Raw genomic sequence first — 12042 nt, forward strand, 5'->3', positions numbered from 1 at the left:
GAGAATAGCAAAGATGAAAAAACTCACCTTACCAAAAGATTTTTTATGGGGTGGCGCAGTTGCGGCGCACCAGGTTGAAGGCGGCTGGAACAAAGACGGTAAAGGGCCAAGCATTTGCGACGTGCTGACTGGCGGCGCCCACGGTGTACCGCGTGAAATCACCCAGCGAGTGGAGCCAGGCAAATACTACCCAAACCACGAAGCCATCGACTTCCACGGCCACTACAAAGAAGACATCAAGCTATTTGCTGAAATGGGCTTCAAATGTTTCCGTACCTCTATCGCCTGGACCCGCATCTTCCCGAAAGGTGATGAAACGCAGCCAAATGAAGAAGGGCTGAAGTTCTACGATGACATGTTCGATGAGCTGCTGAAATACAACATCGAGCCGGTGATCACCCTCTCCCACTTCGAAATGCCGCTGCACCTGGTGCAGGAATACGGCGGCTGGACCAACCGTAAAGTGGTGGATTTCTTTGTACGCTTCTCCGAAGTGGTCTTCGAGCGCTACAAAAATAAGGTCAAATACTGGATGACCTTCAACGAAATCAACAACCAGCGCAACTGGCGCGCGCCGCTGTTCGGCTACTGCTGCTCTGGCGTGGTCTATACCGAACACGACAACCCGGAAGAAACCATGTACCAGGTGCTGCACCACCAGTTCGTGGCCAGCGCTCTGGCGGTGAAAGCGGCACGCCGTATTAACCCGGAAATGAAAGTCGGCTGTATGCTGGCGATGGTTGCGCTCTACCCGTTCTCCTGCAAACCTGAAGATGTGATGTTTGCTCAGGAATCCATGCGCGAACGCTATGTCTTTACCGACGTGCAGTTGCGTGGTTACTACCCGTCTTACGTGCTGAACGAGTGGGAACGCCGTGGTTTCTCCATCAAAATGGAAGCGGGCGACGAACAGATCCTGCGTGACGGTACCTGTGACTATTTAGGTTTCAGCTACTACATGACCAACGCCGTAAAAGCGGAAGGCGGTACCGGCGATGCCATTTCCGGCTTCGAAGGCAGCGTGCCGAACCCGCACGTAAAAGCATCCGACTGGGGCTGGCAGATTGACCCGGTGGGCCTGCGTTATTCCCTGTGTGAACTGTACGAGCGTTATCAGAAGCCGCTGTTTATCGTCGAAAACGGTTTTGGCGCATACGACAAAGTGGAAGAAGACGGCAGCATCAACGATGACTATCGTATCGACTACCTGCGTGCTCACGTGGAAGAGATGATGAAAGCGGTCACTTACGATGGCGTTGATCTGATGGGCTACACCCCGTGGGGCTGCATCGACTGTGTCTCATTCACCACCGGCCAGTACAGCAAACGCTACGGCTTTATCTATGTGAACAAACACGACGACGGCACCGGCGACATGTCCCGCTCCCGCAAAAAGAGCTTCGAGTGGTACAAAGGTGTGATCGCCAGCAACGGCGAACAGCTGTGATCCTTCGCCCTCTCCTCCCGCAGGAGAGGGCAAACCACTTATCTTCCAGACACTTCTTTACAGCTTTCGCGTTGCCAAAAAACCTGCGCCCTATAAGATAAGCCTCGTGAATATTTGAGGCGAACATGATCAAGCGACAACGCAAAGCAATCCTGCTTGTAGCCCTGGCCTGTCTGGTGGTGCTGATATGCACCGCCCAACGGATGGCCGGGATGCACGCGCTTGTCATGAATGCCACCGCCTCAGCCCAGTCCATTCAGCAGGGTCAGGAGAGCAGCGACGCACCGGTGACGCCGTGCGAACTCAGCGCAAAATCACTGATGGCGGCGCCGCCTGTGCTGTTTGAAAGCGCACTATTCGCCGTTACCCTTCTGCTGGCTTTGCTGGCAGCGATTCCACCGCGCCACGAGCGTTTGTGGCCTCCCCGCGTTATCTCCCCACCCCGATTGCGGGTGCATCTGCGATTATGCGTCTTCCGTGAATGAGCATTCGCCTGACACATCAGGTTAATTCATCATTTACGGAGAAAATTTATGTTTACTGTATTCAGGCGACTGCTGGTCGGCCTGCTTTGGTTATGGCTGCCCCTCAGCCAGGCCGCCGACACGGGCTGGCTGCGCGCCGCCGATAATCAACACGCCAGCGTCAGGCTGCGTGCCCAAACTGAAAACAGCGGCGAAACCAGCCTGCTGCTCGACGTTGCCTTACAGAAAGGCTGGAAAACCTACTGGCGATCGCCGGGAGAAGGCGGGATTGCCCCGGCGATAACCTGGCATCAACCGCTGGAGGCGCTCTGGCGCTGGCCAACACCCGAGCGTTTCGACGTGGCGGGTATCACCACGCAGGGATATCACGGCAACGTCAGTTTCCCCATCACCCTGCGCGGCAACGTGCCTGAATGCCTTGGCGGCGTGCTGACGCTGTCCACCTGTAGCAACGTCTGTATTCTGACCGACTACCCGTTCTCACTGGATTTGACGGCCTCAACGGGCAGTGGCTTTGATTATGATTTCAACCGGGCGATGGGCACGCTACCGCTCAGCAGTGGATTGACGTCTGCGCTTAGTGCTCGCTACGCCTCCGGCAAGCTGACGGTGACCGCGCAACGCGACGCGGGCTGGCAGCAGCCATCGCTCTTTATCGACAGCATGGATGATATCGATTTCGGCAAGCCGAGCTTCTCCGTGCGCAACGGCACGCTCACGGCCACCGTGCCGGTGTCCGACAGCTGGGGCGAGACGGCACCGAATCTCAGCGGTAAAACCCTGTCTCTGGTGCTGGCCGATAGCGGTCAGGCGCAGGAGTCCAGCCTGCTTATCGGGCAAGGCAGCTCTGCGCCAGCCCCTGCCTTAGGCTGGGTATTGCTGATGGCGCTGGTGGGTGGGTTAATCCTCAACGTGATGCCCTGCGTACTGCCCGTGCTGGCAATGAAGCTTGGTACGCTGATGCAAACCGAACATCAGGCGCGCGGTCAGGTACGCAGGCAGTTTCTGGCTTCGGTATGCGGGATAGTTATTTCATTCCTCGCGCTGGCGCTGATGATGACGGTGTTACGTTTAGGCAACCAGGCGCTCGGCTGGGGCATCCAGTTTCAGAATCCGTGGTTTATCGCTGCGATGGCGCTGGTGATGGTGCTGTTCAGCGCCAGTCTGCTGGGGCTATTTGAGATCCGGCTTCCCTCTTCTGCCAGCACCTTCCTCGCCACGCGTGGCGGCAATGGGCTGGCGGGCCATTTCTGGCAAGGCGCTTTTGCCACCCTGCTGGCGACGCCGTGTACCGCGCCGTTTCTCGGTACTGCCGTGTCGGTGGCGCTGGCGGCGCCGCTCCCGCTGCTTTGGGGCATTTTCCTGGCGATGGGGATCGGAATGAGCCTGCCCTGGCTATTTGTCGTCGCCTGGCCGGGGCTGGCACAGCGGCTGCCGCGCCCCGGTCGCTGGATGAACGCCGTGCGGGTCGTCCTTGGCCTGATGATGCTCGGCTCGTCGCTGTGGCTGCTGAGCCTGCTGGTCGTACATATTGGCACCCTGCCCGTCATCACGCTGGGTGTGGTGCTGATCCTCATTCTGCTGCTGGTGACGGCCTGGCGCTACCGCTGGCAAACGGCACTGCGCGCCGGAGCCTTAGCCATTGTGGTTGCGGGTACTGTCGCGTTTGTGACCGGCTCAGGAGGAGAGAGCACCCGGCGCGATCGGGTGAACTGGCAGCCGCTTAGCGAACAGGCCATTGCCCGCGCGCTGGTGGAGAACAAGCGTGTCTTCGTCGACGTCACCGCCGACTGGTGCGTGACCTGTAAAGCCAATAAATACAACGTTCTGCTTCGCGACGACGTACAGAACGCGCTTTCAGCGCCGGATATTGTCGCCCTGCGCGGCGACTGGAGTCGCCCCTCCGCCAGCATTAGCCAGTTCTTAACCACGCGCGGCAGCGCCGCCGTGCCGTTTAACCAGATTTACGGACCAGGACTTCCGCAGGGCCACGTGCTGCCTGCGCTATTAAGCCGCGAAGCGGTGTTAACCACCCTGTCCGATGCGAAAGGAAAATAACATGAGAGCTTTTGTTGCTTTACTGCTGCTGTCTTTATCAACGTTCAGCATGGCGGCCCCCCCCGAACAATCGTCTGATGACCAGCTGGCAGAACTGCTGTTTAACGACCCCTACAGCCCGCGAACTGGCGCCAGGGAGCCAAAGCTGACCATTGTCTCGTTCACTGACTACAACTGTCCTTACTGCAAGCAGTTCGACCCCATGCTGGAGAAAATCGTGCGCGATAACCCCGACGTGCAGTTGATCATTAAGCTGCTGCCGTTCAAGGGACAAAGCTCGGTGAATGCCGCTAAAGCAGCGCTCTCAGTATGGCGTCAGCAGCCCGATACGTTCTGGCCGCTGCACCAGCGTTTGATGATGAAAAAGGGCTATCACGATGATGCCAGCATCGCGGCGGCGCGGGTGAAGACCGGCACGGACAACATCACGACGGATGAAAAAACCATGGACTCGCTGAAAATGAACCTGATTTTGTCGCAGGTGCTTAATATCCAGGGCACTCCGGCGACGATTATCGGTGACCAGATGGTTGCGGGTGCGATCCCCTTTGACGATCTGGAGGAGCTGGTGAAAGCACAGCTGGCATCCGCCCGTGGCAAGTAAACTCACGCGCCTGCTGCGCGAGCTCGTGCTGTGGCTGTCGATTGGCATTGCCGTGAGCATCGCGGTGGACTATTTCCGTCAGCCTGCGCTGTCGCAGAATTTCTCCGCGACGGCGCTGCAAACCCTCGACGGTGAGCCCGTTGATCTTGCCGCCATGAGCAGGGATCGGCCGCTGCTGGTCTACGTCTGGGCGACCTGGTGTGGCGTATGCCGCTACACCACGCCATCCGTAGCGGCACTTGCCGCAGACGGTGGCAACGTGATGTCCGTTGCGCTGCGCTCTGGCGATAACGCCATGCTGAAGACGTGGCTTGTGAAGAAGAAGATGACGTTGCCGACGGTCAATGACGCCAGCGGAGAGCTGGCGCGTCAGTGGGACGTTCAGGTAACGCCGACGCTGGTGGTCATTTCTCACGGTGAGGTGAAGTCGATCACCACCGGCTGGACCAGCAGCTGGGGCATACGCCTGCGGCTGTGGCTGGCGTCGTAGGTTTTATTTCCCGCCAGCAAGCTCCAGGAAACTGCCGGTCACATAGGAAGCTTTGTCGCTCAGCAGCCAGGCAATGGCCTGAGCGACCTCCTCCGGCTGGCCGCCGCGCTGCATTGGCAGCAGAGACTTGACCCTGTCCACACGCCCCGGCTCGCCGCCCGAGGCGTGAATATCGGTGTAAATCAGCCCGGGACGCACGCAGTTGACGCGAATGCCCTGCGCGGCCACCTCCAGCGCCAAGCCGGTGGTCAGGGAATCCACCGCCCCTTTGGATGCGGCATAGTCCACATATTCCCCCGGTGCGCCTAAGCGTGACGCCGCCGAAGAGACATTCACAATAGCCCCGCCCTGTCCGCCATGCTTATGCGACATGCGTTTCACCGCTTCACGACAACAGAGAAAATAGCCCGTCACATTGGTGGCCAGCACGCAGTTGATACGCTCGGCAGACAAGTTTTCGATGGTGGATTGTTCAAACAGGATCCCGGCGTTGTTTACCAGCGCGGTCAGCGGCTCGCCTTCGCGGTCAAGGCTTTCGAACATCGCCAGTACCTGCGCTTCATCACTGATATCTGCACGCACGGCAAAAGCTTTCCCGCCCGCATCAACAATTGACCTGATGACATCCGTTGCCGCCTTGATGTTGTGGTGATAGTTCACCGCAACGGTGTAGCCTTCATCTGCCAGCTGTAGCGCGGTGGCTTTACCAATTCCGCGGCTGGCACCGGTCACAAGTGCAATAGCCATTCACAATCTCCGGATAAAAAAAAGCCGGGTGACGCTTGCGCTTACCCGGCCTACAGTATGGCAAAGAAATTACTGGTATTCGCTCATCGGCACGCAGGAGCAGAACAGATTACGGTCACCGTAAACGTCATCAAGACGTTTCACGGTCGGCCAGTATTTGTTCGCCACGCCTGCCGGGAAGACGGCCAGCTCACGGGTGTAACCGTGGTTCCACTCTGCCACCAGCTCGTGCTGGGTGTGTGGCGCGTTAACCAGCGGGTTATCTTCCAGCGTCCATTCGCCGTCCAGCACGCGATCGATCTCCATGCGGATCGCCAGCATCGCATCAATAAAGCGGTCCAGCTCGGCTTTGCTCTCGGATTCCGTTGGCTCAACCATCAGGGTACCCGCTACCGGGAACGACATGGTTGGGGCGTGGAAGCCGTAGTCGATCAGACGTTTGGCGATATCCAGTTCACTAATACCGCTCTGCTCTTTCAGCGGACGAATATCCAGAATACATTCGTGTGCCACACGGCCATCGCGGCCGGTATAGAGCACCGGGAAGGCAGACTTCAGGCGAGTCGCAATGTAGTTGGCATTCAGAATAGCCACCTGGCTTGCCTGCTTCAGCCCTTCCGCACCCATCATGCGGATATACATCCAGCTGATAGGCAGGATAGATGCGCTACCAAACGGTGCCGCAGATACCGCGCCCTGACGGGTCAGCATCCCTTCGATTTGCACGACGCTGTGACCCGGAACGAACGGTGCCAGGTGCGCTTTCACACCGATTGGACCCATACCCGGGCCGCCACCGCCGTGTGGAATGCAGAAGGTTTTGTGCAGGTTCAGGTGCGACACGTCCGCGCCGATAAAGCCCGGAGAGGTAATGCCAACCTGGGCGTTCATGTTGGCGCCATCAAGGTATACCTGGCCGCCAAACTGATGCACCACTTCGCACACTTCACGGATAGTCTCTTCGTACACGCCGTGGGTAGACGGGTAAGTCACCATGATGCAGGAGAGCTTATCGCCCGCCTGCTCAGCTTTTGCGCGCAGGTCAGCCAGGTCGATGTTACCGTTCTTATCGCAAGCCACAACGACCACTTCCATCCCTGCCATCTGGGCAGAGGCCGGGTTAGTACCGTGGGCAGAGCTTGGGATCAGGCAGATATCACGATGCCCTTCGTTGCGGCTTTCGTGATAGTGGCGGATCGCCAGCAGACCAGCATATTCACCCTGTGCGCCGGAGTTTGGCTGCATACAGAGTGCATCGTAACCGGTCAGTTTCACCAGCCAGTCAGAAAGCTGGTTAATCATCAGGTGATAACCTTCAGCCTGCTCTGGCGGGCAGAACGGATGCAGCTCAGAAAACTCAGGCCAGGTGATTGGGATCATCTCAGCCGCGGCGTTCAACTTCATGGTGCAAGAGCCCAGCGGGATCATCGCCTGGTTGAGCGCCAGATCTTTGCGTTCCAGAGAGTGCATATAGCGCATCATCTCGGTTTCGCTGTGATAGCGATTGAACACCGGGTGCGCCAGGATGGCATCGTCACGCAGCATGGTTTGCTGGATGGAGCGGCTGTCGTGCGCCACCTCTTTATCCAGTGAATCAACGTCCAGACCGTGAGAGTCACCCAGCAGCACGTTAAACAGATTCAGGATATCTTCACGCGCGGTGCTTTCATCCAGCGTAATGCCCACTGCGTTGTGAATATCGCTGCGCAGGTTAATTTCTGCCGCATCGGCGCGTGCCAGAACAGCCGCTTTGTCTGCCACTTCAACACACAGGGTGTCAAAGTAATGAGCGTGGCGCAGCTTGAGGCCTTTATGTTGCAGGCCGCAGGCCAGAATATCCGCCAGGCGGTGGATACGACCGGCAATGCGCTTCAGGCCAGCCGGGCCGTGGAAGACGGCATACAGGCTGGCGATGTTTGCCAGCAGAACCTGTGAGGTACAAATGTTGGAGTTCGCTTTCTCGCGGCGGATGTGCTGCTCACGAGTCTGCATCGCCATACGCAGTGCGGTGTTACCGGCAGCATCTTTCGATACCCCGATAATACGGCCAGGCATAGAGCGTTTGAATTCATCTTTAGCGGCGAAGAATGCCGCGTGCGGGCCACCGTAGCCCATCGGTACGCCGAAGCGTTGTGCAGAGCCGAATACAATATCCGCACCCTGTTTGCCTGGTGCAGTCAGTAAGACCAGCGCCATGAAATCAGCGGCGACGCTAACGACCACTTTGCGGGCCTTCAGTTCGGCAATCAGCGGGCTGTAGTCGTGTACTTCACCGGTAGTGCCAACCTGTTGCAGCAGCACGCCGAAGACGTCCTGGTGATCCAGCACTTTGTCCGCATCATCAACAATCACGTCAAAACCGAAGGTTTCCGCACGGGTGCGTACCACGTCCAGTGTTTGCGGGTGAACATCTGCCGCCACGAAGAAGCGGTTGGCGTTTTTCAGCTTGCTGACACGTTTGGCCATCGCCATGGCTTCTGCCGCAGCGGTTGCTTCATCCAGCAGAGACGCGGAAGCGATATCCAGGCCAGTCAGATCCAGCGTGACCTGCTGGAAGTTCAGCAGCGCTTCCAGACGGCCCTGAGACACTTCTGGCTGATAAGGGGTGTAAGCGGTGTACCAGCCCGGGTTTTCCAGCATATTGCGCAGGATAACCGGCGGTAACTGCACGTTGGTGTAGCCCATGCCAATGTAAGACTTGTAGCGCTTGTTCAGGCCGGCAATCGCCTTCAGCTCCGCCAGTGCGGCGAATTCTGTGGTGGCTTCACCTACCTGCGGCGGTGTTGCAAGCTGGATGTCTTTTGGCACTATCTGGCCGATCAGTGCGTTTAATGAATCCGCGCCAACCGTGTTCAGCATCTCCTGCTGTTGCTGAGCATCCGGCCCAATGTGACGTTCAATAAAAGCGCCACGGTTTTCAAGCTGGCTTAAAGTCTGTGTCATGAGCGATGGTTCCTGAAACGTGCAGTGAATTAAGATTCCCTCTCCCTGTGGGAGAGGGTTAGGGTGAGGGGAAATGGGCACCCTCACCCCGGCCCTCTCCCATAGGGAGAGGGAGAAAAACGGTTACTCGTCTTCTAACAGGGCTTCGTACGCGGTTGCGTCCAGCAGCGCGGCAACTTCCGCTTCGTCGCTGGCTTTAATTTTAAAGATCCAGCCGCCTTCATATGGCTCGCTGTTCACCAGCTCCGGGGAGTCGCTCAGTGCATCGTTCACGGCAACGATTTCGCCGCTGACGGGTGCATAGATGTCGGATGCCGCTTTAACAGATTCCGCAACCGCGCAATCGTCGCCTGCACCTACGGTCGCGCCCACTTCCGGCAGATCAACAAACACCATATCGCCCAGCAGCTCTTGCGCGTGCTCGGTGATCCCTACGGTGTAAGTGCCGTCCGCCTCTTTGCGCAGCCACTCGTGTTCTTTGCTGTATTTCAGTTCTGCTGGCACATTGCTCATTGAATTTCTCCTGATAAAAATGATTAGGCGACCGGCTTACCGGCGCGAACAAAAATCGGTTTGGTCACGTTGACCGGCATTTCGCGGTTGCGGATTTGCACCACCGCCGTTTCGCCAATTCCCGCCGGTACACGTGCCAGTGCAATACTGTAGCCCAGAGTCGGAGAGAAGGTACCGCTGGTGATAATGCCTTCGCGGTGATTGCCGTTAGCATCGGTGAAACGTACCGGCAGTTCGCCGCGCAGCACGCCTTTTTCGGTCATCACCAGGCCGACCAGCTGTTCGGTGCCTTTTTCACGCTGGATTTCCAGCGCTTCACGACCAATGAATTCACGGTCAGCGGGTTCCCACGCAATGGTCCAGCCCATGTTAGCTGCCAGCGGAGACACGCTTTCATCCATTTCCTGCCCGTAGAGGTTCATCCCGGCTTCCAGACGCAGGGTATCGCGCGCGCCCAGGCCTGCCGGCTTCACGCCCGCTTCTACCAGCGCACGCCAGAAATCAGCGGCTTTCTCATTCGGCATGGCAATTTCGTAGCCCGCTTCACCGGTATAGCCGGTGGTCGCGATAAACAGATCGCCTGCCTGCACGCCGAAGAACGGCTTCATCCCTTCCGTTGCTTTACGCTGTTCATCGCTGAACAGAGAAGCGGCTTTTGCCTGCGCGTTCGGCCCCTGTACGGCGATCAGCGACAGATCGTCACGAACAGTGATATCGACAGAGAAAGGTTCAGCGTGTTGGGAAATCCAGGAGAGGTCTTTTTCGCGGGTGGCGGAGTTTACAACGAGGCGGAAGAAATCTTCAGTGAAGTAATAAACAATCAGGTCATCAATCACGCCGCCGGAAGCATTGAGCATCCCGGTGTAGAGCGCTTTGCCTGGGGTCTTCAGTTTTGCAACGTCGTTTGCCAGCAGATAACGCAAAAACTCCCGGGTGCGGCTACCGCGCAGGTCGACAATGGTCATATGGGACACGTCGAACATACCGGCATCGGTGCGCACCGCATGATGCTCATCAATCTGTGAGCCGTAGTGCAGCGGCATCATCCAGCCATGGAAATCCACCATGCGCGCGCCGCATAACACGTGTTGATCGTACAAAGGAGTCTGTTGAGCCATCTTTTCCTCGTTGAATAAGCAGGGCTATCTTGCGTTTCATGCGCCCAAAATCGCCACGAAACCCGGCGTCGGCATCACTTTACGGACGTCGACGCAAACGTTCTCTTTTACCTGAAGTTACCACCGAAACCGGTGATTAACCATAAGGCAAAGCGGGTCATCACATTAGCTTATGACTAAAAATCGCTAAAAAGCCTACAGAGTTATTCACTGGCAAAATGCGATTAACCCCGCATAAAATTAACATCATGCCAACATGATTTAGCACATGGTGATATTTCATGCGGGAAAACGGGCCGAATTTCCGTAACATAAAAAACGTAAGATTAGATAATCTAATGCGAAAAATGGCGTGGAATTAGAATATTTCAAACGAGGGGATTTCCCCGGCGCAGAGGCCGGGAAAATAAAGTGTGACGGGTATCTAAGTTAGCGTAGCCAGTCCGGCAGATCGTTAAGACCCATCGCCTGACGAAGGAGTTGCGGTTTTACGCCCGGGAGGGTGTCGGCCAGTTTCAGACCGATATCACGCAGCAGCTTTTTGGCCGGGTTTGCGCCAGCGAACAGCTCGCGGAAGCCCTGCATTCCTGCCAGCATCATTGCGGCACTGTGCTTGCGGCTACGTTCGTAGCGACGAAGGTATAAATGCTGACCAAAATCTTTGCCTTCACGGTGCAAACGACGCAGCTCATCAACCAGCTCTGCAGCATCCATAAAGCCCAGATTAACCCCCTGCCCGGCCAGCGGATGAATGGTATGCGCCGCATCACCCACCAGCGCCAGACGGTGCGCCGCGAACTGACGCGCATAGCGACCGGTAAGCGGGAACACCTGCCGTTCGCTTTCAAGGGTGCACAACCCCAGACGATTATCGAAGGCAACGCACAGCGCCTGGTTAAACTCTTCAGGCGTGGCTTCCTGCATCCGTTGCGCTTTTTCCGGCACCAGCGACCAGACAATGGAGCACAGGTGCGGGTCGGCAAGCGGCAGGAATGCCAGGATACCGTCATTATGGAAAATCTGACGCGCCACGCCGCCGTGTGGCTCTTCGGTACGGATCGTGGCCACCAGCGCGTGATGGCGATAGTCCCAGAAGGTCAGCGGAATATCCGCTTTATTTCGCAGCCAGGAGTTCGCACCGTCGGACCCCACCACCAGCCGCGCGGTGAGCATATCGCCGCTTTGCAGGGTAAGGAATGCTTCATTTTCGCCCCAGGCTACCTGCTGGATTTGCGCCGGTGCCATCAGCGTGACATCGCTACAGCGCTGGGCTTTTTGCCAAAGCGCATGGTGGATCACCGCATTTTCAATAATATGCCCCAGATGGCTGTACCCCATGCTTTCGTCATCAAAAGCAATGTGGCCAAAGCTGTCTTTGTCCCACACTTCCATTCCGTGATAGCAACTGGCGCGGTGCGCGGCAATATCCGACCACACGCCCAGATGGGTCAGCAGTTTTTCGCTGGCGGCATTAATGGCCGACACACGCAATTCTGGCGGCGCATCCTGTGCAACGGGCTGAGGCTGTTTTTGCTCAAGCACGGCCACACGCAGGCCGCTCCCCTGTAAACCACAGGCCAGCGCCAGCCCGACCATTCCGCCGCCGACAATGGCGACATCAACATTCTGCACGGTGA

The 12042-nt window shown here is 57.3% G+C and carries 10 protein-coding genes; 5 read left to right on the top strand and 5 right to left on the bottom strand.

Translation table 11 applies throughout. From position 1 onward, the window contains the following. Nucleotides 1-13: 13 nt before the first annotated feature. The 5 genes from N1249_RS18070 (at nt 14) to N1249_RS18090 (ending at nt 5084) form a co-directional block, all read left to right on the top strand. Nucleotides 14-1447 carry a 6-phospho-beta-glucosidase gene (locus tag N1249_RS18070; protein WP_259831848.1) on the top strand — a complete coding sequence of 478 codons (1434 nt, stop codon included), beginning with the start codon at nt 14-16 and terminating at the stop codon, nt 1445-1447. Nucleotides 1448-1572: 125 nt separating this feature from the next. Further along, on the top strand, nt 1573-1932 hold the full coding sequence (locus N1249_RS18075) for a copper resistance protein (protein WP_259831849.1): 360 nt from the start codon (nt 1573-1575) through the stop codon (nt 1930-1932). 48 nt (nt 1933-1980) lie between these two features. Beyond that, nucleotides 1981-3990 carry a protein-disulfide reductase DsbD gene (locus N1249_RS18080; RefSeq protein ID WP_259831850.1) on the top strand — a complete coding sequence of 670 codons (2010 nt, stop codon included), beginning with the start codon at nt 1981-1983 and terminating at the stop codon, nt 3988-3990. A gap of 1 nt (nt 3991) precedes the next feature. Further along, nucleotides 3992-4594 (top strand): DsbA family protein, encoded by a 603-nt coding sequence (locus tag N1249_RS18085; protein ID WP_259831852.1) that lies wholly within the window; start codon nt 3992-3994, stop codon nt 4592-4594. Beyond that, the gene (locus N1249_RS18090) at nt 4584-5084 is read left to right on the top strand and encodes a protein disulfide oxidoreductase (protein ID WP_259831853.1); all 501 of its coding nucleotides are present in this window, start codon (nt 4584-4586) and stop codon (nt 5082-5084) included. The genes N1249_RS18085 and N1249_RS18090 overlap by 11 nt, the downstream gene beginning before the upstream one ends. Nucleotides 5085-5087: 3 nt before the next feature. On the opposite strand, the gene N1249_RS18095 is transcribed toward N1249_RS18090, so the two are convergent. The 5 genes from N1249_RS18095 to ubiI form a co-directional block, all read right to left on the bottom strand. Next, the gene (locus N1249_RS18095) at nt 5088-5831 is read right to left on the bottom strand and encodes an SDR family oxidoreductase (protein ID WP_259831854.1); all 744 of its coding nucleotides are present in this window, start codon (nt 5829-5831) and stop codon (nt 5088-5090) included. A gap of 69 nt (nt 5832-5900) precedes the next feature. Further along, nucleotides 5901-8774, bottom strand: a complete 2874-nt coding sequence (gcvP, locus tag N1249_RS18100; protein ID WP_259831855.1) for an aminomethyl-transferring glycine dehydrogenase — start codon at nt 8772-8774, stop codon at nt 5901-5903. A gap of 123 nt (nt 8775-8897) precedes the next feature. Further along, nucleotides 8898-9287 carry a glycine cleavage system protein GcvH gene (gene gcvH / locus N1249_RS18105; protein ID WP_166717536.1) on the bottom strand — a complete coding sequence of 130 codons (390 nt, stop codon included), beginning with the start codon at nt 9285-9287 and terminating at the stop codon, nt 8898-8900. 23 nt (nt 9288-9310) lie between these two features. Then, entirely contained in the window at nt 9311-10405 is a 1095-nt protein-coding gene (gene gcvT, locus N1249_RS18110; protein ID WP_259831856.1) for a glycine cleavage system aminomethyltransferase GcvT, read from the bottom strand. A gap of 429 nt (nt 10406-10834) precedes the next feature. Continuing rightward, on the bottom strand, nt 10835-12037 hold the full coding sequence (gene ubiI, locus N1249_RS18115) for an FAD-dependent 2-octaprenylphenol hydroxylase (RefSeq protein WP_259831858.1): 1203 nt from the start codon (nt 12035-12037) through the stop codon (nt 10835-10837). Nucleotides 12038-12042 lie beyond the last annotated feature (5 nt).

This window comes from Enterobacter sp. CP102 (assembly GCF_025152625.1).
In the GTDB taxonomy this organism is placed as follows: Bacteria; Pseudomonadota; Gammaproteobacteria; order Enterobacterales; family Enterobacteriaceae; genus Enterobacter; species Enterobacter soli.